Consider the following 21878-nt stretch of genomic DNA (forward strand, 5'->3'; position numbering starts at 1 on the left):
CCCTCAAACGCTCCCAACACCGCAACTGGCCGCAACCAGAACCGGCGACAGTCACCATCACCCAGCCAGGAGCAACCTAAAGTCACCGGCATTGAGCCTAGTACCGCACCGTCGGGCGCCGTGACGGTGGCTCGGGTCGGTCGACCTCGACGGTGCCGGGGTGGGACGGGACCGCGACGGTGCCGGGATGGGACCGGACCGCGACGGTGCCGGGGTGGGACGGGACCGCGATGGCCTCGACCCGACGTACGCGTCCTGGGTCCGGAGGTAGGACCACCTGCGGGGTTCGGTTTTCCGAACCCCAAATTGGGGGGCCAGCCCAATCGATCGTGCGGCCGTTCATGCCCAGGATGGAGGGCATGAACGGGATGACGACAGCCGCCGCGGCGGCGAGCGGCGAGGTGGCGGGCGCGGTCCTGACCGGGGACGGGCTGCACCGGGAGTACGGGCGGGGCACGGCCGCCGTCCGGGCGTTGCGGGGGGTGTCCGTGGCCTTCGCGCCGGGGACGTTCACGGCGGTGATGGGGCCCTCGGGTTCCGGCAAGACGACGCTGCTGCACTGCCTCGCCGGGATGGACCGCCCCACCCGGGGCACCGTCCGCTGGGGCGGGACGGAGGTGTCCCGGCTGCCCGAGCGGCGGCTCGCGCAGCTGCGCCGCACCGGGGTGGGGTTCGTGTTCCAGGCGTTCAACCTGATGCCCGCGATGACCGTCGCGCAGAACGTCGAGCTTCCCGGGCGGCTCGCGGGGGCGCGGCCGGACGGGGCGCAGGTGCGGGAGGCGCTCGCCAGGGTCGGCCTGTCAGGGCGGGAGCGGCACCGGCCCGGGCAGCTGTCCGGCGGCCAGCAGCAGCGGGTGGCGATCGCCCGGGCGCTGGTCGCGCGGCCGGCCGTGCTGTTCGCGGACGAGCCGACCGGTGCGCTCGACCGGGCGACCGGGCACGACGTCCTCGACCTGCTGCGGTCCGGTGTGGACGCGGACGGGCGGACGTGTGTGATGGTCACCCACGACCCGGTGGCCGCCGGCTACGCGGACCGGGTGCTGCTGCTGGCCGACGGGCTGCTGGTGGACGAGCTCGACCGGCCGACCGCCGCACAGGTCGGCGAGCGGTTGAGCCGGCTGGGCGGGGGAGCGCGATGAGCCCCGTCCTCTCCCTGGCGGCCGGTCAGATCCGGCGCCGACCGGCCGCCTTCGCCGGGCTGGCGGTGGCGCTGTTCCTGGCGGTGGGGACGGTGACGCTGTTCGGCTCGCTGGTCGCCGCCCAGGCCACGGCCTCCGCCGCGGTGGCCCGCCGGGCGGTGGCCGGGCCGGGCCTGCTGCTGATCGCGGGGGCGTTCGGTGAGATCGCCGTCCTGGTCGCGCTGTTCGTCGTGGTCAACGCGCTCGGCTTCACCCTCCGCCAGCAGCACCGCGACCTCGCCCTGCTGCGGACGGTCGCCGCGACACCCCGTCAGGTGCGTCGGCTGGTGCGGGCCCAGGTCGCGGCGACCGTCGTGCTGATGGCCGTGCCCGGCGGCGCGGCGGGCACCCTCGCCGCCCGGGGCTTCCTCGCCGCGCTCCAACGGCGCGGGCTGGCCGCGCCCGGCCTGCGGATTCCCGGGACGCCGGTGCCGATGCTGGTCGCACTGGCGGTGGCGCTGCTGGTCGGCCTGGCCGCCACCGCCCTCGCCGCCCGACGGATCACCCGGCTCACCCCGGCCGCCGCGCTGACCGCCGATACCTCGGGCCAGCGGCGCACGGGCGTGCTACGGGTGCTGGCCGGGCTGGCCGTCTTGGCGGGCGGGGTGCTGCTGCTGCGGCTCGCCGCCACCAGAGGGGCCGGTGAACTGGACAAGGCGGGGCAGGCGGCGATGCTCGGCTCGCTGGTGCTGCTGGTCGCCCTCGCCCTGCTCGGGCCGCTCGCCGCACGGGCCGTGGCCGCCGTGCTCGGCGCGCCGGTACGGGTGCTGGCCCCCGGGGCGGGCTGGCTCGCCGACGCCAACCTGCGCGGCTACGCGGCCAGGCTCTCCTCGGCTGTGGTGCCGGTCGCGCTCCTGGTCGGGCTGTCGGGCACCATGTTGATCATGACGAGCACCGCCGAGCACGTGGTCCGTACGACCGGCGCCGCGACCAGCGTCACCAAGGCGACGGACGTCTGGCTCCGCGAGGCGGAACTGGGGATGCTGGTCTGCTTCGCGGCCGTCTCCACCGTCAACACGCTGGTCGCCCTGACGGCCGACCGGTGGCGCGAGTTCGCGCTACTGCGCCTGGTCGGCGCGACCAGGCGGCAACTGTTGCGGATGCTGTCCGTCGAAGCGGCCCTCACCACGGCGGTCGGCGTGCTGCTGGGTGCGGCGGTGGCGGCTGTCGCCACGGGGGCGTTCGCCCGGGCGGTGACGGGGTCGGTGCTGCCGGTGGTGCCCGGCGCTGCGTGCGGCTGGGTGGTGGCGGGCGCGGCGGCGCTGACGGTACCGGGAATCCTGGGCGCCGGCCTGCGGGCGATCCGGGGTCGCGCGGTCGAGGCGGTCGGCGGTGAGCAGGGGTGAGCGGCGGTGAGCAGGGGTGAGTGAGGGGTGACCGGGCCCTTCGCCAGGTGTGGTGGGGCCGGGTCGAAGCCGCCTGGGTGTGTCGTCGAAGCGGTGAGTGGCGAGTGGCGAGTGGCGAGTGGCGAGTGGTGAGTGCGGTGAGCGTGGTGAGTGGGAGTGGTGAGGTGGACGGTGGCTGAGCGTCGGCGGTATCTGTCGGTGCGCGGTGGCGAGTTGGCCTTCGCGCTGCTCGGGCTGCCGATCGGCGTGCTCGGCGGGGTCTACGCCGTGGCCGTGCTCTATGCCGGGGCGTTGCTCTCGCTCACCGTGCTCGGGCTGCCGTTCGTGGTGGCCGCCCTGGCCGGGGCGCGCGGGCTGGGCGGGCTGCACCGGCGACTGGTCGGGCGGCTGCTCGGCGAGCGGGTGCCGGCCCCGGGCGCGCTGCCCCTCCCGTCCGGGGCGATCGCCCGGGGCCGGGCGGTGCTGACCGACCCGGTGGCCTGGCGGGCGCTGCTCTACCTGCTGCTGCGGCTGCCACTGGGGGTGCTCGGCTTCCTGGTCGCGGTCGGACTGCCGCTCAGCTGCGTCTGGTTGGTGGGCTTCCCGCTGTGGGTGCGGCTGCTGGAGCCGGGGCCCAGACCGGTCGGCTGGCTGGACGTGGCCGGGGCCCCGGCCGGGCTCGCCGTACTGGCGGCGGTGCCGGCGGCGCTGCGAGCGGTGAGCGCGGCCAATCGGGGCCTCGCTCGGCTGCTGCTCGGCCCGGTGCGGTCGCAGGAGCGGGTGCGTGAGCTGGAGACCGCCCGGGCCACCCTGCTCGCCGAGAACACCGACCGGTTGCGCCGCCTCGAACGCGATCTGCACGACGGGACGCAGGCGCAACTGGTCGCGCTCGCCATCACCCTCTCGTTGGCCGACGACGCCCTCGGTGCGGTCACCGGTGAGGCCGTTGGTGAGGCCGTTGGCGACGCCCAGCCCGGGCTGCCCGGCCCGCCCGGGCCGCCCGGTGCTCCGGACGCCGAGCGCCTGCGCACCCTGGTCGACCGGGCCCGTCGGCAGACCGACGACACCATCGCGGAGCTGCGCCGGCTCACCAGGGGCATCCACCCGGTGGCGCTGGACGGCGGCCTCGCCCAGGCGCTGCCCGGGCTCACCGCCACCGCGCCGGTGCCGGTCACGGTACGGCTGGACCTGAGGGAGCGGCCGGACGCGGCGATCGAGCAGGCCGTCTACTTCTGCGCGGCCGAGTTGCTGACCAACGTCGCCAAGCACAGCGGCGCGGCGGCGGCGGAGCTCGCGGCGAGCGCCGCCGACGGGCGGGTGCGGCTGACGGTGCGCGACGACGGCCGCGGGGGCGCCGCCCCGGGCGGGGGCTCCGGCTCGGGCTCCGGGTCGGGTTCGGGCTCGGGCCTGGCGGGCCTGGCCGAACGGCTCGCGGCGGTGGACGGGGTGCTGCGGGTGGACAGCCCGCCGGGCGGGCCGACGACGGTCACCGCCGAACTGCCGAGCCGCCTGTGACGGGTGGCCGCGGCGCGGCCGTCCACGAAACCGCTGCTCCCGGCTCAGCCGCCGGTCTCGGCGAGGTAGGTGAGGACGGCTTTGACGCGCCGGTTGTCGGCTTCGGCCGCCGGCAGGTCGAACTTGGCGAAGACGGCGGCGACGTGCTTCTCCACCGCCCGCTCCGAGACCACGAGCAGCCCGGCGATCGAACGGTTGGAGTGGCCCTGCGCCATCAGCTCCAGTACCTCCCGTTCGCGCGGGGTGAGCGCGTCGACACGGTTTCGCCGCCCGCCGTGCATCAGGCCGTTGACGATCTCCGGGTCGAGCGCCGTGCCGCCGGCCGCCACCCGGTGCAGCGCGTCCACGAACTCCGAGGTGCGGGCGACGCGTTCCTTGAGCAGATAGCCGACGCCGGCGGCGCCACCTGCGAGCAGCCGGGCCGCCCAGGCGGGCTCGGCGTGCTGGGAGAAGACCAGGATGCCGACCCCGGGCGAGGTGGAGCGGAGCTCGACGGCGGCGCGGATGCCCTCGTCGGTGTGGCTGGGCGGCATCCGGATGTCGACCACGGCCACATCGGGCCGGTGCTCGTCGACGGCGGCGATCAGTTCGGGGGCCGTCCCGGCGGTGGCGACCACGGCGCACCCGCGCGCGGTGAGGAGTTCGACCATGCCGTCCCGGAGGATCACCGAGTCCTCGGCGAGGACGACGCGGAGCTGCTTCTCGATCATGTCGCCATTATCGGGCGGTGGCCGGTCCGCCGCCGGTCGGCGCCCGGCCGCCTGGGGCCGGCTGTCGGCCGGCTCCGCCGTCCAACTCGCCGCCCGTGCCGTGCGGCTCCTCCTCGCCCTGCCCGGCGGCTCGCTGCGCGGGGCGTCGGTCCCTTTGTCAGAACAGTATTGACGGTACGTCAGTGTTCGCCCCCCTGCTGTCCGCGCCAGGCATGGACGCCGGGGGCGACCTCGACCACCTCGAACGGGTAGGCGTCCCGGACGAGTTTGAGCAGGGCGCGCTGCTCGTCCAGCCAGCCGGGGGCGGGGGACAGGACGACCCGGAGGGTGACGCCGGAGTCCTCGGCGTCGGAGACGGTCACCCGGAGACCGCCGGGTCGCCCCGGCTCGATCCGCAGCTCCGGGCCGTGCTCCTCGTCCAGCCAGCGCACCGCCTCGCGCCGCGCCAGCCGTTCCAGGGCGGCTTCCCACTGCTGGAGTTGACGTTCCGTCACCAGCGTGACGAACTGCCCGCGGGCCGAGTCGGCGGTGACGGTGATCTCGCAGTCCAGCCAGTCGTGGCCGAGCAGGGAGCCCGGTGCGTGCCGCCCCAGCACCCGCACCCGTACGCTCCGCCCGCCGGTGCGCCCCTCGTGCCCGGTGGCGTCGTCGGTGCCGGGGCGGTCCGTCAGTCTGATCAACTCGTTCTGGTGCGAAGCGACTTCACGCACTGGGTACTCCCGGTCACTGCGAATCCAAGGGCTGACATCCTCGCGCAGGTGTTCGTCCGGTGCCAGTCCGTGGGAGGGGTTCGTCTCCGGCGCGCCGACGGCCCGCCCGACCGTGGAGGTCGGACGGGCCGGGTGGGGCGGTGGCCGGCTGGCGGTCAGAGCTGCTCAGGGCTGGTCGGCCCTGGTCGGGACCGGCCGGGACTGGTCGGGGCCGGCGCGGGTCGACGGGAGTCCGTCGGCGCCCGTCAGTGCCCGTCAGTGCCCGTCAGTGCCCGTCAGTGTCCGGCGGCGCCGGTCACCGCTGGTCGGCGTGGCCGGTCAGGACGGTGGTGAAGATCGGCTCGCCGTTCTGGTGGCCGGTGACGGTGGTGGTGAGGGCGTCCGGGTCGTCACCGGGGGTGTGCCGGGCGGTGATCGTGGTGGCGGCGTCGTGTTCGGCGTACCGGTGGTAGGTGGTCGCCGCGGAGGCGGGGATGACGGTGGCCGGTGAGACGAGCGCGTTGGTGGCCTGGCGGGCGGCCTCCAGCAGGACCATGCCGGGAATGTGGTCGTTGGCGTGGTCGAAGAGGATCGGGTGCCAGAGGTCGGGGGTGAGGTGCCAGGTCCCGGGTGCGTCGGCCGGGGTCAGGACGACGTCGCAGGGGCGGATCCGGCCCACTCGGCCCGGGGCCAGCGGCTCGCCGGAGACGGCGGGCGCCGGGCCGGCCTCGCGGAGTGCCCCGCGCAGCCGCCGGTAGGTGGAGTCCGGCACGGTGGTGAACCGGGCGTGTCCGGTGGCGGCGAGGTGGGCGCCGCGTCGGATGACGGTGCTGAGGGTGAAGTCGATGGTGGTGCCGGTCCGGCGCGGCTGTGGGACGAGTCTGGCCTCGATGGTGAGGTCGGTGGGCGTCGCGCCGATGAGCAGTTGGCGGGGGCGGGTGGTGTAGTCGAGGTTCCACATCATGAACTTGTGGTCGAGCGGGACGCCGAACCGGGTGTGCGCGAGGTAGAGCCCGGCTTGGCGGATCGTTTCAGCGGCCTGGATCGGGTCGTGCCGGGTTCCGTCGGGGGTGGTGAAGAAGGTGTGGGCGCGCGGCCACTGCGCGGTGACGGCGAAGGTCGTCTCGTTCAGCTGCTCGCTGCCGGTGAGGAAGACCTCGGCGTGACAGGCCCGGTGGACGTACTCCTTGGCAACGGTGCTGGTCAGGCGCGGTGCCGGTCCGGTCGGCACGGCCGGTCCGGCGGTGCGGCCGGGGGTGGTGCCGTGGTCCGCGCCGGCGGCGCGGGAGATGGCGGGGGCGCGGTAGGCAAGCAGGGTCATGGGAGCGCTCCGGAAGGCCGTGGCGGGCGGGGTGGGCTGCTCAGGGCTCGTAAGATACGTACCTTCCGGTTTGGTTTTCAAGGAGCCCGAACGAAGGTTCGTTGGCGGTCGAGCGTGGTCGGGTGGTCGCTCCAGGTGTCGCGCGATGGCCGTCCGGGTGGCCCGAACCTGGGGCGGATGCCGCCTGGCCTGCAAAGGAATCCCCAAGAGTGGGGTGACAGGTGCATTATCACGGCGGGCTGTTTTCGGTGGGATGCGGCCGGAAGTGGGGAGCCGGATTCCGGCTCTGTCGGCCGGAGGAGGGGCGGCGGTCGCTTTCCCGCCCTGTACCGTCCACGCGGTTTTCCTTCACTCGAAGGCGGGTGCATGCGGCCTGGGGGCGAGGGATCGCCGGTTGACCGGCGGGTAAGATACAGGGTGTTTGGTTTTGTTTGCCGAGGGTTTCGGGCGGGGTGGTTGCGGTGGTGCGGCAGGAGCGGGCGATCCGGACGCGTCGGCTGATCCTGGAGGCGGCGGCCTCGGTCTTCGACGAGCACGGGTACGAGGGGGCGACGATCGGTGAGGTGGTCGCCCGTGCGGGCGTGACCCGGGGTGCGGTGTACTTCCACTTCGCGTCGAAGCGGGAGCTCGCGCAGGGCGTCGTGGAGGAGCAGTTCGGTCGGGACGAGATCCCCGAACGGCATTGCAAGCTCCAGGAGTTCGTCGACCTGGGGATGGTCATCGCCCATCTCATGCCGGGTGACCCGCTGTTGAGCGCGGGCGCGCGGCTCTCGCTCGGCCAGGACGTGTTCGGCGACCTCAGTGGCGGTGCCACGCCCGGGTGGATCGCCCGGCTGGAGGCGGTGCTGACGGCGGCCGGTGAGCGGGGTGAGCTGCTGCCGCACGTGCTGCCGGCCGAGACGGCGTGGCTGATGACGGGCGCCTGGACGGGCGTGCAGATCCAGTCCCAGAAGATGTCCGGCCGGGCGGATCTGGAGCGCCGGGTGGCCGTGCTGTACCGGCACGTGATGCCGAGCATCGCGGTCCCCGGGGTGCTGGCCACGCTGGATCTGGGCTCGGACCGGGGTGGGCGGGTGGTGGCCGAGCTGGCGGCGGCCCGTGCTGGTGGCGCCTGACGGCTTGCGCCCGGGGCTGGCGCGGCGGCACTTGCGGCGGCGGTCGGTCCGGTCGGTCGCCGCGGTCCGGAGTTCGATGGTCCGTTCAAAAACAAACAGCTCGTTCGGTTTTGTATTGACAAACCGTCCGTCCTGTTTTTGGATGAGCACCTGGTGCTCGGCTGTGCGGTAGCCGCAGCGCCGGCCGGCCGGTGGCCGTCGGGGTCGCCGATCCGTCTGGATTGGGGTGGACGTCATGGAGATCCGGGTGTTGGGGGCCTTGGGGGTCCAGGTGTGCGGGGTGTCGGTGGTGCCCTCGGCGCCGAAACCACGGCAAGTGCTCGCCCTGCTGGCCCTGCGCGCCGACCAGGTCATCTCGGCGGGCGTCCTCGCGGAGGAACTGTGGTCCGGCCATCCGCCACGCAGCGCGCGTACCACCGTCCAGACCTACGTCCTCCAACTGCGCGACCTCATCGACCGGGCGCTCGCCCGCCGCGATGACGCCGGAGGAGCGTGCGGAGCCAAGGACGTCCTGGTGACCTCGCCCGGCGGCTACCGGCTCGACAGCGGCGGCGGACTGGTCGACCTCCAGGAGTTCGACCGCCTCGCGGGCCTCGGCTACCGGGCCATGGACGGCGGCGACTTCCCGCTCGCCGCCCGCCAGTTGGGCGAGGCGCTCGGCCTGTGGCGCGGTCCGGCGTTCGCCGACGTCCCGCTCGGCGGTCAACTCGCCGTCGAGGCGAAGCGGTTGGAGGAGACGCGGCTCTGCGCGCTGGACCAGCGGATCGAGGCCGACCTGCGGTTGGGCCGCCACCGCGTCCTGCTCGCCGAACTCACCGTCCTGGTCGACCGCTACCGCACCCACGAGAGCCTGCACGGCCAGTACATGATCGCCCTGCACCGCTCCGGCCGACGGGGCGAGGCCCTGGAGGCCTACCAGCGCCTGCGCAACACCCTGGTACGGGAGTTGGGCATGGAACCCTCGGCCGGACTGCGACGGCTCCAGCGCTCCATCCTGCTCGCCAACCCCGATCGCCCCGAGCCCGACCGTGCCGCCGGCCCAGCCGCCTCCGCCGGCCCCGCCGCCCCCGCCGACCAGACTCCGCCTCGCGCCACCCGGCTCACCCGCGTCGGCTGAGCCCGCCACGGAGACGCCCCGCCGGATCGCCGACTAAGACCCCAGGTCCGGCCGCGGGTGGCCGGTCAGGCCCAGGTAGTGGCCGAGTCGGGCGGCCGCGTCGAGCATGGCCAGGCCCTGGGCGGTGAGCCTGCGCTGCCAGCCGTCGAGGGCGTCGGCCAGGGAGGCCGTGCCGCCGGCCGTCCGCACCTGTCGGACCACGGTGGCGATGTGGTCCAGCGGGTAGCCGCCGCGCCGGAGCAGGTGGGCGAGTTCGGCGTCGCGGATGTCGTCGGCGCGGAAGACGCGGTGCCCGGTGGCCTGGTCCCGGGCGGGGGTGAGGATGCCCGCGCCCTCCCAGTTGCGCACGGTCGCCGGGGTGACGCCGAGCCGGTGGGCGAGTTCGCCGATGCTCAGGACGGCGCCGTCCACCGCGGGCTCCGCCGATGGGCCCGCCTCAAGATCCGCCTCAAGATCCGTCTCAAGGTCCGCTGCAAGGTCCGCCGAGAGATCCCGCGCCGCGCCGGGTCGCGCCGTCAGGTGGTGCACGGCCTCCCGCACCGCGTCCAGGGTGTCCCGGTCGCGGAGCAGTTGGCCGTGGCCGCGGTCGATGGCCGTCAGGGCGTCGTCGAGCCCGCCCCGGTGGAGTGCGGTCATGATCCGGCCGCCGGCCGCGTGGCCGTACGCCGCGACCAGGGAGCGGTAGGCGTCGAGCGCGGCCGCGTGCACCTCGGTGTAGATGCGGTAGCCGCTGGCGGTGCGTCCGGCGGGCGGGAGGAAGCCGTCCCGCTCGTAGTTGCGCACGGCCTGGGTCGAGAGGCCGTGCCCGCGGGCGAGGTCGGAGGGGCGCATGGTGGTCACCGGTTTGAGACTTCAGCGGAGGATCGGGCGGTCGGGGCGGGAAAAGTCTCAACCGTTCTTTCAAGGATACGCTTGAGGGTCATGAGTCAGGACTTGCGAGACCTCGTCCCTTCGCCATGCGGACTGCTGGCGCTCGGTGAACCCACCCACCGGGAACCGGCCTTCGCGCGGATCCGCAACGAGCTGTTCGCCCGACTGGTCGACCGGGGATTCCGGTCGATCGCCCTCGAAACCGACCGGGTGGCCGCGCTCACCGTGAACGACTTCGTCCAGGAGGGGGTGGGCACCCTCGACTCGGTGATGGGCGAGGGCTTCTCCCACGGCTTCGGAGAGCTGGACGGCAACCGGCGGCTGGTCGCCTGGATGCGCGACTACAACCGGAGCCGGCCGCCGGCGGACCGTCTGGCCTTCCACGGCTTCGACGCGCAGACGGAGAACACCAGCGCACCCAGCCCGCGGCGCTACCTCGAACACGCCCGCGACTACCTCGGGCTCGACCTCGACCTCGCCGGCCTGATCGGCGAGGACCAGCGCTGGAGCCGCCCCGAGGCGGTCCTGGATCCGGAGATGTCGCCCGGCGCCTCCGCCGAGGCGGAGAAGCTGCGGACGGTCGCCGACGACCTGCTCACCCTGCTGTACGCGCGGGCCCCGGAACTGGTCGCGGCGACCTCGCGCGCCGAGTGGCTCAGGGCCAGGACGCACCTCACCGCCGGCCTCGGCCTGCTCCGCTACCACCGGCAGTCGGCCGAGCGCCTGGAGCCGGGCGCCCGGCTGTCCGGCCTCCTCGGCACCCGGGACGTGCTCATGGCCCAGAACCTCCTCGACATCCGCGGCGGCGAGGCCCGCCGAGGGGGGACCCTGGTCTTCGCCCACAACCTCCACCTGCAGCGGCAGCCGAGCGCCATGCGGCTGGCGGACCTGGACCTGACCTGGAGCGGCGTCGGCGCGATCCTGAACTCCCTGGACGAGCCGTACACCTTCGTCCCCGGCAGCCTGGGCCGCAGCGAGGCCGTCGGGCTCCAGGAGCCCGAGCCGGACACCCACGAGGGCGCGCTCCAGCGAGGGGCCGCCACCTGGGGACTGGTCGAGCCCGGTACGGCCGCCGGTGGCCGGACACGCACCGACACCACGCCGGAGCAGGGCTACTTCCCGCTCGACCGGGCGGTCCTCGACGGGGCCGACGCGATCCTGCACATCGGCGACGGGACCGCCGCCGCCGCGCTCTGACGGCGGCCTGCGGAGGACGGACCCCCGGCAGCGTCAGGTGCGGGCCCCCGGGCCCGGATAGGACGTCCGCAAGTGGCCCAGGAGCGCGGCCGTGGGCGGCGCGGTGGGGCGGCCGGTCGGCCAGGCCAGCGCGATCCGCACCAGCGGGACGGGGTCGGTGAGCGGCCGGATCCGCAGCCCGGCGGCGGGCGGCGGATCCGGCAGCACGGCCACGCCCAGCCCGTGCGCGGCGAGTTCGGCCAGCTGCGGCGGGGCGGCCGCCTCGACCGCGACCGGGGAGCGTGCCCCGGCCGCGGCCAGGGCCTGCTCCAGTGCCGTCCGCAGGCCGGTGCCGCGCGGGGTGCTCACCAGGGCGTGCCCGGCCAGTGCGGCGACCGGCAGGGGGCCGTCCGGTCCGCCGGCCAGCGGGTGGTGCCCGGTGAAGGCGGCGACCAGCGGGGCTTCCAGCACGGTGTGCAGGGCGAGCCCGGCCAGCGTCCGCCAGCCGTCGTCGTCGTCCCGTCCGCTCGCGGTGGTGGGCAGGCCGATCACGGCGAGGTCCAACCGCCCCTCGCGCAGGGCGCCGAGCATCCGCGCGGTACCGTCCTCGGCCAGCGAGAGGTCGATGCCCGGGTGGTCGCGGCGGAACGCGGCGAGCGTGGTGGCGAGTCCGGGAAGGCCGTCCGCCCCGGCCGGCGGGACAGGACCCAGGGCCGCCCCGGAGACCAGCCCGAGCCGGACGTGCCCGCGCCGCAGTCCGCCGAAGTCCTGCGCCGTCTGCCGCGCCGCCGCGGCGGAGGCGAGCGCCGCCCGCGCGTGCGGGAGCACCGCCTCGCCGACCGGGGTGAGCCGGACGCCGCGCCCGCCGCGGTCCAGCAGCCGGTGGCCCAACTCCTTCTCCAGCTGCCGGATCTGGGCGCTGACCCCGGGCTGGGTGAGGTGCAGCAGCTCGGCGGCGCGGGTGAAGCTGCCCTGCTGGGCCACGGTGACGAAGTACTGGAGCTGCCGGAGTTCCATAACTTCTGATGATAGGTGGAAGAACTCCCCGGTCTTGGACGTCCGGAGGGTCCCGGCCGCAGGCTGGAGGCATGGGAACCGTGCAGCACGACCAGGCCGTCGACTGGGTCCGCGAGCAGATCGCGGCCGAACGCCGGGAACTCGCCGAGGTGTTCACCACCTTCTCCCGGGAGCAGTGGAACTCCCCTTCGCTGTGCGCAGGTTGGCGCGTTCGAGAGGTCGCCGCCCACATGAGCACCGGCTTCCGCCACTCCACCGCCCGCAGTCTCGCGGACCTCATGCGGGCCGGCGGCTCCCTCCACCGGATGACCGACCGGGTGGCGCGCCGCGACGCCGCCGCCCTCACCGACCGCCAACTCGCCGCCGCTCTCGCCGACCACGCCGAACACCCCTGGCGCCCCCCGGTCGGCGGCCGGATCGCCGCCCTCGCCCACGACGTCGTGCACGGCCTCGACATCACCACCGCGCTCGGCCTGCCCTCGCGCCTACCGTTGCCTCGGGTCACCGCCCTGCTCGCCACCGTCTCCCGGCGCAGTCTGCGCTTCTTCGGCGCCCGACTCGACGGCGTCCACCTGCGGGCCGCCGACACCGCCTGGGCGTACGGAGAGGGCCCGGCCGTGGTGGAGGGCCGGGCCGAACACCTCCTGCTGCTCACCTACGGGCGCCGGCTGCCGCCCGGCCTCCTCACCGGCCCGGGCGCGGGGCGGTTCACCCTGGACGGGTAGCGGGCGCGTCCGCTCTCGCGTGCCCGGCCGTCGGCGGGAGCGCCGTGCGGGTGCCGGAGCAGATCACCGGGCTGACCCACGGCCCCGGCCCTCGCCCGGGCCCCGGCCCCGGCCCTCGCCCGGGCCCCGGCCCCGGCCCTCGCCCGGGCCCCGGCCCCGGCCCTCGCCCTCGCCCGGGCCCCGGCCACGGCCACGGCCACGGTCCCGCCCCGGCCCCGGTGGCCGAGGGTCGCCCCCGCGGTTCGCTCCCCGCGGCGCAGTCGGGCGCGCGCGGGGGCGCGCAGGGGTGACTAGGATCGGAATCGCCCATTCCGGATAGGCGGTGAGACGGGAAGCAAGGTCTCCGATGGCCCCGAGGTCCGAGCAGTGGCCGCCGTACGTGCGGTTCGCGCCGTGGTTGCTGATCGTCGCCGGGCTCGTCTGGAACTCCCTGGATCCCGCCGATTACTGGGGCGACCCGCTCCTCGCGGCCGCCGCCGTGCTGACCGGCGCCCTGCTGACCTTGCGGGACACCCTCGCGGTGGGCGTCGCCAATGTGACCGGCATCCTCGTGCTGGCCGTGCGGGACGGCTCGATCGGCACCCAGGACGGCTACCTGGAGCTGGTGAACACGGCCTTCGCCGCGCTGCTCGGCGTCTGGGTCAACCGCGTCGTCGCCCGGCACGGGGAGCGGCTGGCACAGGTGCGGTCGGTGGCCGAGGCCGCCCAGCGGGCGGTGCTGCCCGAGCCGCCCGCGCGAGTGGGCCGGCTGTCGGTCGCCGCCTGCTACCGGGCGGCGCAGACCGAGGCGCTGATCGGCGGCGACGCGTACGCGCTGCAGGCGACCCCGTACGGCGTACGGGTGCTGATTGCGGACGTGCGGGGCAAGGGGCTGCAGGCGGTCGGCGCGGTGTCGGTGCTGCTCGGCGCGTTCCGGGAGGACGCCCACCGGGCGCCGGACCTCGCGGCGCTGGCCGACGGGCTGGAGCGGGCGCTGACCCGGGAGAGCACGCTGCTGGCCGAGGAGGTGCGGCTGGAGGGGTTCATCACGGCGCTGCTGGTCGAGTTCCCGCCGGGTGAGGACGTCGTGCGCACGCTCGACTGCGGGCACCCGGGGCCGTACCTGCTGGGCGGCCCGGAGGCGGTGCGCCGGCTGGACGCCGCCGACCCGGGGCTGCCGCTCGGGATGGGCTCGCTGGGCGTGGCCCGGCCGGCGCCGGAGACCCGGCCGTTCCCGCCGGGGTGCACGCTGCTGCTGGTGACCGACGGGGTGACGGAGGCCCGGGACGCGGCCGGGGAGTTCTACGATCCGCTGCCCGCCCTCGGCCCGCTCGGCCCGTTCGACGGCCCCCAGGAGGCCGTCGACGCGCTGGTGGCGGACGTGGAGCGGTGGACGGGCGGGCCGCGGGACGACGACATGGCGGTGCTGGCGGTGACCTGCCGGGAGGCGGACTGAGCGGCGGGGCCCGGCCCGGCCCGTTCGGCGGCGCGGGTGCTTCTTCCCACGGCCTCCCGCGACGCGGCTGATATCACGATCAGATGACGGACAGTCAGTGTTTCGCATGATCCAGCCAAGTTGAGTGACGGCGTCCGGTGGCCGGAATGCGAATGCCCGCATAGCGGACGGCGAATTGGACGTGCGGGGCCCGCGGTGCGCCGGGTGGCTGCGCGAGTGGTCCGCCCCAGGTCGGCGGCCTGCGCGGACGTCCCGGCGGGAGCGTGCTCGGTCGTATGGGGTCCGTAAGGGCGGGTCGCGGGAGTGGCGCGATCCGGCCGACCCGTGGTTCGTCCGGAAACGGACGCGATGCTTGCCCAGTAGCGAAGTGGTGACCGAAAGTCGCACTGATGAACGAGACGCCAAGCCCCCGCCGCGACCGCCTGCTCGGCCACCGCGACTTCCGACTCCTGCTCACCGGAGCCGCGACGGCCCAGACGGGCAGCCAGGTGACCCTGGTCGCACTCCCGTTGGTGGCGGTGGTGGTGCTCGATGCCACACCCTTCGAGGTCGGCCTGCTGACCGCCGCCGAGACCGCCGCGTTCCTGCTGGTCGGCCTGCCGGCCGGCGCCTGGCTGGACCGGATGCGCAAGCTCCCGGTGCTGATCCGCGCCGACGTGGTGCGCTGCCTCGCCGTCGGGTCGATCCCGCCGGCCGCCGCGCTCGGCGTGCTGACCATGGCCCAGCTCTACCTGGTGGCGCTGGTCACCGGGGTGGCGACGGTCTTCTTCGACGTCGCCCACCAGTCCTTCCTGCCGTCCGTCCTGCCGCGCGAGCAACTGGTCGGGGGCAACGGCGCGATCGAGACGGTCCGCTCCTCGGCGCAGATCGTCGGGCCCGGGCTCGGCGGCGGCCTGGTCCAACTGCTCGGCGCGTCGCTCGCCATCGTGGCCGACGCCGTCGGCTACCTCGCCTCCGCCCTGCTGCTCGCCCGGATCCGGGTCGAGGAGCCCCGACCGGAGCCGGCGCCCGGACGGTCGCTGCGCGCCGAGGTCGCCGAGGGCGTGCGCTTCGTGCTCAAGCACCCGCTGCTGCGCGCGATCGCCGCCGCGACCGCCGTGTCCAACCTGTTCGCCGCCGTGCTGGCGGCCGTGCAGACGGTGTTCTGGGTGCGGGTGCTCGACCTCGCGCCGGGCGCCATCGGCCTGCTGCTGTCGGCCTCCGCCGTCGGCGGCCTGGCCGGGGCGCTGTGCGCGGGGCGGCTGGCGGCGTGGCTCGGCCAGGCCCGGCTGATCTGGCTCGCCACCGTGGTGACGGCGCCGTTCGCGCTGCTGTGGCCGCTGTCCGGCCGGGGCGCGGGCGTGGTGCTGTTCGGGATCGCCTCGGCGGTGGTGCTGTTCGGCGCGGTGGCCTACAACGTCGCCCAGGTGAGCTTCCGGCAGAGCCTGTGCCCGCCGGAGCTGCTCGGCCGGATGAACGCCACCATGCGCTTCCTGGTCTGGGGCACGCTGCCGATCGGCGCGCTCGTCGGCGGCACCGTCGCCGACGCGGCCGGACCGCGCGCCGCGCTGTGGCTGTGCGCGGCGGGCTTCCTGCTCGTCCCGGTGCCGCTGCTGCTGTCGCCGCTGCGCCGGCTGCGGGACCTCCCGGCGGACACCGCCGCCACGGCCGGGGAGGAGCCCGTCGCGAGCCCCGCCGCCTGACGCACCCGGCCGCCCGACGAGCCCCGCCGCCTGACGTCCGAACCGAACCGAAACCGGAAACCGGAGACCGTTCCGTGCACGCCAGCATCACCGCCGCCTACCTCGCCCGGTACCGTTCCGCCGCCGCCGACTCCCCGATGGACCTGCTCCCGCTCACTGGCGCCCAGCGGCGCTTCCTGATCACCCGCAGGCTCGCGCCGCAGGGCCGGCCCGACGTCGTCCCGCTGTTCCACGCCTACCCGGGCGGCACCCTCGACCTGCCCCGGCTGGCCCGCGCCGCCGTCGCCACCGCCGCCCGGCACCCGGCGCTGTGCGGCGGCTTCGGGACGGTGCGCGGCACGCCCGTCCTGCGGGTCGGCGCCCCCTCGGCCGAGGCCGCCCGGATCGCCGTCCCGCCCGGCGGCACCGCCCGCTCCGCCCTGCGCGAGGCCCTGCTGGACTGGCCCGCCGACGGGCCCGCGCTGCGCCTGCTGGTGGCCCGGGAGCCGGACGGCGGGGAGGAACTGCTCGCCCTCGCGGTGGACCACGCCGCCTGCGACGAGCAGTCGCTCGGCATCCTCACCGCCGACCTCACCGACGCCTACGCCCGGGACGACCACGCCCAGGAGGCCGTCGCCGCCCCCGACCAGGACGCCCTGGCGGCCTACCGGGAGGCCGTCGAACGGCAACTGGCCGCCGAGGACGCCGCCGGCGGCCCCGCCGCACAGGCCCACTGGGGCCGCAGGCTCGGCGGCGTCACCGGGACGGGCGGGGGAGCGGCCGGCTCCACCGGCATGCTCAGCCACCGGCTGCCCGCCGCCGAGGGGGCCGCCCGCACCGCCGTCTTCCCCGCCCTGCTGGACGCCACCGCGACCGCGGCCCACCGGCTGCACCGGACCGACGGGCAGCTCGCCCTCGGCTACCCGTGGGGCGGCCGCCCGCCGGGCGCGCCCGCCGCGCTCGGCTGTTTCCTCAACACCCTGGTGCACCCCGCCGCACCCGGCGCGGCCGCCGCCCTGGAGGACCTCGCCGACGCCTGGTGGGACGACCTCGACCACGCCGACACCCCGTTCGACGAGGTGGTCCGGGCCGCCCGCACCGCCGGCGCCCCGTGGACGGGCGCCCTGGACGGCATGCTCACCCTGGAGGACCTGCACCGCCGCCCGCCGCTGGTGTTCGGCGGCGTGCCCGGCCGGGAGACCCACCTGGCCGGGCGGCCGCTCGCCGCGCCGTTCGCGGTCGCCGCCTCGCACGGCGACGACCTGCTGGTGCGCCTCGCCTGGGACCGCGAGCGGTTCCCTGAGGACGCCGCCACCGCCGCCTTCGACGACCTGCTCGCCACGTTGCGCCGCCACCTGCGGGCGGCCTGACCCGCCCCGGCCTGACCCCGCCCCCGGCCTGGCCTCGCGTCGGACGCCTGATCCGCACGCCCGCTCCGGACGTCTGATCCGCACCCGACCCGACGCCGCCCCGGACCCGCCCTGGACCCGACCCGAAGCCGTACCGGACCTGCACCGGACGTCCGCATCAGGACGCCCGCCCCGGACGCCTGACCCGCCCCGGACCGAAGCCGCCACCGAGCCCCCACACCGACCGCCGGGCCGCGCCACCACCCCGGCGTGCCCGGAACCAGGGCCGGGCCATCCACGCCCGCCCCGCCACCACAGGGCCAACACGCCCACCACACAAGGGAGTCACCGATGTTTGCGCTCTCCTCCTCGCAGGAGATCGTCTGGCTGCACGAGCAGATGCTGCCCGGCAGTCGTGCGTACAACTTCACCGCCGTGCTCGACCTCTGGGGCACCCTCGACGAGGACGCGCTGCACGCCGGACTGGCCGCCGTCCTCGCACACCACCCGGGCCTGCGCCTGGAACTGGTCGCCCGCCCGGAGGGCCTGCCCGGCCAGCGGGTCGCCGAGCACTGCGAACCGACGCTGCGCCGCAGCGACTTCGCCGCCGAGGCCGACCCGGACGCCGCCTTCCGCGAGCTGCTGGCCGCCGAGGCCGAGGAGCCGGTGGACACCGAGAAGGCGCCGGTGCTGCGCTGGCACCTGGTGCGCCTCGGCACGGACCACCACCGGCTGATCCACGTCGAGCACCACCTCGTCCACGACGGCCACTCCTTCGCGATCCTGCTGCGCGACCTGTTCACCGTCTACCGCGCCCACGTCCTCGGCGAGCCCTACCAGCTGCCCGAGGCGCCCTCGTACGAGCAGCACGCCCGCACGGCCGTCGACCCGGACGCCCGCGAGCGCGCGCTCGCCTTCTGGCTGCGGGAGCTGACCGACGCCCCGCGCGAGGTCACCCTGCCCGGGCTGGCCAACCCCGGCGCGGTGCGCCGCCACCGCGGCGGCCAGATGCGCCAGGCGATCGGCGCCGACCTCGCCGAGCGGCTGCGCACCCGCAGCAAGGAGGACGGGCACACCCCGTTCAGCACCCTGCTCACGCTCTTCGCCGAACTGCTGCGCCGGCACTCCGGGCACCGCGAACTCGTCGTCGGCACCGCCGTCGGCAACCGCCCGGAGGGCTTCGAGGGCACCGTCGGCATGTTCGTGAACACCGTGCCGCTGCACCTGCGGCTGGACCCGGCCGCCCCCGGCACCGAGGCCGTCGACGAGGTGACCGACGTCCTGCTGCGCGCGCTGCCGTACCAGGACCTGCCGGTCCAGGAGCTGACCCGCCGGCTCGGCCTGCACACCGGCGGTGCCGACAACCCGCTGTTCAACGTGATGTTCAGCGCGCACGACGCCGCGCTGCCGGACGTCCAGGCGCCCGGTCTCGAAGTCTCGCTGTACGAGGGCTTCAACACCGGCACCACCCGCTTCGACCTCGACCTGGTGCTGCTGCCCGACGACCGCCGGGTGGTCGGCGAGAAGCACGGCGGCGCCGGGATGACCCTGGTCTGGGACTACGACGCCGACCTGTTCGGCGAGGCCGAGGCCACCCTGCTGGCCGACCGCCTGCTCCAGCTGCTGCGCTGCTACCTCGACCGGCCCGAGGCCGCGCTCGCCGCGCTCGACCCCGCCCCGGCCGCCGAACCCGCCACCGCCGTCGCCCGGGCCGGTCTCGACCCGGCCGCCGCCCACGACCCCACGGCCATCGCGATGATCGCCGGCACCGAGCGCCTCAGCTACGGCGAGCTCGACCGCCGCGTCACCCAGCTGGCCGAACGCCTGCGCGCCGCCGGCGTCACCCCCGGCCAGCCGGTCGCCGCCGTGCTGCCGCGCGGCGTGGACAGCGTCGTCGCCCTGCTCGCCTGCCTGCGGTACGGCGCCGTGTACGCGCCGCTGTCCGCCGAGGACCCGGCCGCCCGGCTCGGCCTGCTGCTGGACCGGCTGGCCCCGGCCCTGGTGCTGGCCACCCGGCAGAGCGCGCTCGCCCTGCCCGCCGAGGGTGTCACCCCCGCGCTGCTGGACGGCCCGGCCTTCCCCAAGGCCGAGCCCGCCGCCGTGCTGGACGGCGCCGCCTACCTGATCCACACCTCCGGCTCCACCGGCGTGCCCAAGCCCGTCCTGGTCGGCCGCGACGCGCTCGCCGGGTACGTCGCCGCGATCGCCGCCCGCTACGAACTGACCCCCGCCGACCGGGTGCTGCTGTTCGCCCGCCCGTCCTTCGACGTGGCGCTGGAGGAGGTGCTGCCCGCGCTGGCCGCCGGCGCCGCCCTGGTCGTGCCGCAGCGCGAGGTGCCCACCGGGCCCGAGCTCGTCGCCGTGCTCGCCGCCCGCGGCGTCACCGTCGCCAACCTGCCGACCAGCTACCTGCTCGCCGTCCGCGAGGACCTGCGCGAGGCGCTGCGCGACGGCCGCTGGGCGCCCCGGCTGCTCGTCCTCGGCGGAGAGCGCCTGCCCGCCCGCGCGCTGGCCGGCCTGACCGAGGCGACCACCGTGCTGAACGCCTACGGCGTCACCGAGGCCACCGTCACCTCCACCGTGTACGAGGTCACCGCCGCCGACGTGGCCGAGGACGGCGAGATCCCGCTCGGCGCCGAACTGGACGGCGTGCGCCTGCACGTCCTGGACGAGGCGCTGCGCCCGCTCCCGGCCGGCTGTGTCGGCGAACTCGCCGTCAGCGGAGACCTGTTGGCCGATGGCTACCTCGGCCTGCCGGAGCCGACCGCGGCCCGCTTCGTCACCGTGCCCGCCCTCGGCGGCGAGCGCGTCTACCGCACCGGCGACCGCGGCTACCGCGACCTGCGCGGCCGGCTGTGCTTCCTCGGCCGCGCCGACAACCAGGTCAAGCTCCGCGGCCACCGGATCGAACTGGAGGAGATCGAGGCCGCGGCCTCCGCCGAACTCGGCGGGCGCTCCTGCGCGGTGGTGCTGCACACCGACCCGCAGGCCGGCCCGCGCCTGATCGGCTTCCTGGAGGGCGCCGACCGCCCCGACCAGGCCGCCCTGCACGCGGCGCTCGCCCAGCGGCTGCCCGGCGGGCTCGTCCCCGCGACCTGGACGGCCGTCGAGACGATGCCCACCCTGCCCGGCGGCAAGCCCGACCGCGCCGCCCTCGCCCGGCTCGCCGACGAGGCCCCCGCCCAGGAGGCCGCCCCGGCCGCCGAGAGCGCCTTCGCCGACCCCGGCCAGGAACTGATCGCCGCCGCCTGGCGCGAGGTGCTCGGCCACGACCGCTTCACCGCCGAGTCCCACTTCTTCGAGGTCGGCGGCCACTCGCTGCTCGCCGCCCAGCTCGCCGCCTGGCTGGAGCCGCACCTCGGCAGCCGCCCGCCGCTGCGCACCCTGTTCCGCCACGCCGTCCTGGCCGACCAGGCCAGCGCGCTCACCGGCCAGCACCCCGGAAAGGCAGACCGCGCATGACCGCCCCCTCCGCCGTCCTCGAAGACGGCCACCGCGAACTCGTCGACGCGTTCGAGAGCTTCGTCCGCCGCGAGCTCGTCCCGCTGGCCGCCGAACTGCCCGAGACCGCCGACGAGGTGCCCGCCGAACTGCGCGCCTACGTCCGCAAGCGTTCCGCCGCGCTCGGCTTCTACGCCGGCGACTACCCCGAGGAACTCGGCGGCGCCGACATGCCGTTCACCGCCGTCGTCCTGCTGCACCACGCCGCCGGGCGCAGCGGCTGCCCGCTCGCGCCGTACGCCCTGGCCGGCTCCGACGGCCCCAGCCCGCTGCTGCGGCACGGCACCCCCGAGCAGATCGAGCGCCACCTCGTGCCGCTGGTGCGCGGCGAGCAGACCCGCTGCCTCGCCCTCACCGAGCCGCACGCCGGCTCCGACGCGTTCCGCCTCACCACCACCGCCGTGCGCACCGCCGACGGCTGGGTGCTGAACGGCCGCAAGACCTTCGTCAGCAACGCCGACCGGGCCGGTCTGGTGCTCGTCGTCACCGCCACCGACCTCGGCGAGGGAGCCGGGCCCACCGCCGGCGCCACCGCCTTCGTCCTCCCGATCGACCAGCCCGGCCTGCGGATCGGCCAGCGCTACGAGGGGATGTCCGGCGAACCGCTGTTCGAGCTGCTGCTCGACCAGGTCACCGTCTCCACCGACGCCGTGATCGGCGGCGAGGAGGGCGTCGGCGCGGCCACCGCCCTCGCCATGGACAGCCTCTCCCGGGGCCGCCTGGTCGTCGCCGCGATGTGCAACGGCATCGCCGAGTACGCGCTGCGCATGGGCGTCGAGTACGCCCGCGAGCGGCGCGCCTTCGGCAAGGTCATCGGCGAGTACCAGCACGTCCAGGAGCACCTGGTGGCCACCCGGGCCGAGGTGGAGTGCTCCAAGCTGCTCACCCTCGCCTGCGCCCGGCTGGTCGACGACGGCACCGAGGCGCCGGAGAACGCGGCGCTCGCCAAGCTCACCGCCTCCGAGACCGCCGTGCGCGCGGTGGACCGCTCGCTCCAGGTGCACGGCGCCACCGGCTGGGTGCGCGGCCACCCGCTGGAGTTCCTGTACCGCTACGTGCGGATGACCACGATCATCGAGGGGACCTCCGAGGTCCAGAAGGTGATCATCGCCCGCTCCATGGGCCTGAACTGACAGTCCGTCAACGGCCTGTCAACGGCCTGAACCACCTGGAG

General features: G+C 75.5%; 17 protein-coding genes. 12 read left to right on the top strand and 5 right to left on the bottom strand.

The annotated features are described in order from the left end of the window. Positions 1-368: 368 nt before the first annotated feature. The 3 genes from ACIO9K_RS37230 (at position 369) to ACIO9K_RS37240 (ending at position 4018) form a co-directional block, all read left to right on the top strand. A complete protein-coding gene (locus ACIO9K_RS37230) occupies positions 369-1139 on the top strand; it encodes an ABC transporter ATP-binding protein (protein ID WP_400336345.1) in 771 nt (256 codons plus the stop codon). Further along, entirely contained in the window at positions 1136-2524 is a 1389-nt protein-coding gene (locus ACIO9K_RS37235) for an FtsX-like permease family protein (protein ID WP_400336327.1), read from the top strand. Before ACIO9K_RS37230 ends, ACIO9K_RS37235 begins: the two co-directional genes overlap by 4 nt. Positions 2525-2695: 171 nt before the next feature. Further along, on the top strand, positions 2696-4018 hold the full coding sequence (locus ACIO9K_RS37240) for a sensor histidine kinase (RefSeq protein WP_400336329.1): 1323 nt from the start codon (positions 2696-2698) through the stop codon (positions 4016-4018). A gap of 44 nt (positions 4019-4062) precedes the next feature. On the opposite strand, the gene ACIO9K_RS37245 is transcribed toward ACIO9K_RS37240, so the two are convergent. From ACIO9K_RS37245 to ACIO9K_RS37255, 3 genes are all read right to left on the bottom strand, one after another. Beyond that, positions 4063-4728 carry a response regulator transcription factor gene (locus ACIO9K_RS37245; RefSeq protein ID WP_363625987.1) on the bottom strand — a complete coding sequence of 222 codons (666 nt, stop codon included), beginning with the start codon at positions 4726-4728 and terminating at the stop codon, positions 4063-4065. A 179-nt stretch (positions 4729-4907) separates the two neighbouring features. Then, positions 4908-5438, bottom strand: coding sequence for a DUF5959 family protein (locus ACIO9K_RS37250; protein ID WP_400336331.1), 531 nt, complete (start codon positions 5436-5438; stop codon positions 4908-4910). A 295-nt stretch (positions 5439-5733) separates the two neighbouring features. Beyond that, positions 5734-6738: a ScbA/BarX family gamma-butyrolactone biosynthesis protein gene (locus tag ACIO9K_RS37255; RefSeq protein ID WP_363625991.1), complete on the bottom strand. Its 1005-nt coding sequence runs from the start codon at positions 6736-6738 to the stop codon at positions 5734-5736. 461 nt (positions 6739-7199) lie between these two features. On the opposite strand from ACIO9K_RS37255, the gene ACIO9K_RS37260 reads away from it, so the two are divergent. Next, positions 7200-7853, top strand: coding sequence for a ScbR family autoregulator-binding transcription factor (locus ACIO9K_RS37260; protein WP_363625993.1), 654 nt, complete (start codon positions 7200-7202; stop codon positions 7851-7853). A gap of 235 nt (positions 7854-8088) precedes the next feature. Further along, on the top strand, positions 8089-8970 hold the full coding sequence (locus ACIO9K_RS37265) for a BTAD domain-containing putative transcriptional regulator (RefSeq protein ID WP_400336334.1): 882 nt from the start codon (positions 8089-8091) through the stop codon (positions 8968-8970). Positions 8971-9003: 33 nt separating this feature from the next. Here the strand turns inward: ACIO9K_RS37265 and ACIO9K_RS37270 are convergent, their stop codons facing one another. Further along, positions 9004-9801, bottom strand: coding sequence for a TioE family transcriptional regulator (locus tag ACIO9K_RS37270; RefSeq protein ID WP_400336347.1), 798 nt, complete (start codon positions 9799-9801; stop codon positions 9004-9006). 90 nt (positions 9802-9891) lie between these two features. On the opposite strand from ACIO9K_RS37270, the gene ACIO9K_RS37275 reads away from it, so the two are divergent. Then, the gene (locus ACIO9K_RS37275) at positions 9892-11037 is read left to right on the top strand and encodes an erythromycin esterase family protein (protein WP_363625997.1); all 1146 of its coding nucleotides are present in this window, start codon (positions 9892-9894) and stop codon (positions 11035-11037) included. Positions 11038-11070: 33 nt separating this feature from the next. On the opposite strand, the gene ACIO9K_RS37280 is transcribed toward ACIO9K_RS37275, so the two are convergent. After that, entirely contained in the window at positions 11071-12033 is a 963-nt protein-coding gene (locus ACIO9K_RS37280; protein WP_363625999.1) for a LysR family transcriptional regulator, read from the bottom strand. A gap of 71 nt (positions 12034-12104) precedes the next feature. Between ACIO9K_RS37280 and ACIO9K_RS37285 the strand changes: the two genes are divergently transcribed. From ACIO9K_RS37285 to ACIO9K_RS37310, 6 genes are all read left to right on the top strand, one after another. Next, positions 12105-12758, top strand: coding sequence for a maleylpyruvate isomerase family mycothiol-dependent enzyme (locus ACIO9K_RS37285; RefSeq protein WP_363626001.1), 654 nt, complete (start codon positions 12105-12107; stop codon positions 12756-12758). 346 nt (positions 12759-13104) lie between these two features. Next, positions 13105-14193: a PP2C family protein-serine/threonine phosphatase gene (locus ACIO9K_RS37290; protein WP_363626003.1), complete on the top strand. Its 1089-nt coding sequence runs from the start codon at positions 13105-13107 to the stop codon at positions 14191-14193. 389 nt (positions 14194-14582) lie between these two features. Further along, entirely contained in the window at positions 14583-15875 is a 1293-nt protein-coding gene (locus tag ACIO9K_RS37295; RefSeq protein WP_363626005.1) for an MFS transporter, read from the top strand. A 74-nt stretch (positions 15876-15949) separates the two neighbouring features. Further along, on the top strand, positions 15950-17224 hold the full coding sequence (locus ACIO9K_RS37300; RefSeq protein WP_400336337.1) for a non-ribosomal peptide synthetase: 1275 nt from the start codon (positions 15950-15952) through the stop codon (positions 17222-17224). A gap of 330 nt (positions 17225-17554) precedes the next feature. Continuing rightward, positions 17555-20665: an amino acid adenylation domain-containing protein gene (locus ACIO9K_RS37305; protein ID WP_400336339.1), complete on the top strand. Its 3111-nt coding sequence runs from the start codon at positions 17555-17557 to the stop codon at positions 20663-20665. Then, the gene (locus ACIO9K_RS37310; RefSeq protein WP_363582759.1) at positions 20662-21837 is read left to right on the top strand and encodes an acyl-CoA dehydrogenase family protein; all 1176 of its coding nucleotides are present in this window, start codon (positions 20662-20664) and stop codon (positions 21835-21837) included. The genes ACIO9K_RS37305 and ACIO9K_RS37310 overlap by 4 nt, the downstream gene beginning before the upstream one ends. Positions 21838-21878 lie beyond the last annotated feature (41 nt).

It is taken from the genome of Kitasatospora sp. NPDC087271 (genome assembly GCF_044744605.1).
In the GTDB taxonomy this organism is placed as follows: Bacteria; Actinomycetota; Actinomycetes; order Streptomycetales; family Streptomycetaceae; genus Kitasatospora.

Excerpts from the sequence above, each read along its gene's own strand:
- ACIO9K_RS37305 (WP_400336339.1), top strand. The coding sequence starts at position 17,555 with ATGTTTGCGCTCTCCTCCTCGCAGGAGATCGTCTGGCTGCACGAGCAG.
- ACIO9K_RS37290 (WP_363626003.1), top strand. The coding sequence starts at position 13,105 with ATGGCCCCGAGGTCCGAGCAGTGGCCGCCGTACGTGCGGTTCGCGCCG.
- ACIO9K_RS37310 (WP_363582759.1), top strand. The coding sequence starts at position 20,662 with ATGACCGCCCCCTCCGCCGTCCTCGAAGACGGCCACCGCGAACTCGTC.
- ACIO9K_RS37280 (WP_363625999.1), bottom strand. The coding sequence starts at position 12,033 with ATGGAACTCCGGCAGCTCCAGTACTTCGTCACCGTGGCCCAGCAGGGC.
- ACIO9K_RS37295 (WP_363626005.1), top strand. The coding sequence starts at position 14,583 with ATGAACGAGACGCCAAGCCCCCGCCGCGACCGCCTGCTCGGCCACCGC.
- ACIO9K_RS37265 (WP_400336334.1), top strand. The coding sequence starts at position 8,089 with ATGGAGATCCGGGTGTTGGGGGCCTTGGGGGTCCAGGTGTGCGGGGTG.
- ACIO9K_RS37285 (WP_363626001.1), top strand. The coding sequence starts at position 12,105 with ATGGGAACCGTGCAGCACGACCAGGCCGTCGACTGGGTCCGCGAGCAG.
- ACIO9K_RS37270 (WP_400336347.1), bottom strand. The coding sequence starts at position 9,801 with ATGCGCCCCTCCGACCTCGCCCGCGGGCACGGCCTCTCGACCCAGGCC.
- ACIO9K_RS37230 (WP_400336345.1), top strand. The coding sequence starts at position 369 with ATGACGACAGCCGCCGCGGCGGCGAGCGGCGAGGTGGCGGGCGCGGTC.
- ACIO9K_RS37235 (WP_400336327.1), top strand. The coding sequence starts at position 1,136 with ATGAGCCCCGTCCTCTCCCTGGCGGCCGGTCAGATCCGGCGCCGACCG.
- ACIO9K_RS37245 (WP_363625987.1), bottom strand. The coding sequence starts at position 4,728 with ATGATCGAGAAGCAGCTCCGCGTCGTCCTCGCCGAGGACTCGGTGATC.
- ACIO9K_RS37255 (WP_363625991.1), bottom strand. The coding sequence starts at position 6,738 with ATGACCCTGCTTGCCTACCGCGCCCCCGCCATCTCCCGCGCCGCCGGC.
- ACIO9K_RS37275 (WP_363625997.1), top strand. The coding sequence starts at position 9,892 with ATGAGTCAGGACTTGCGAGACCTCGTCCCTTCGCCATGCGGACTGCTG.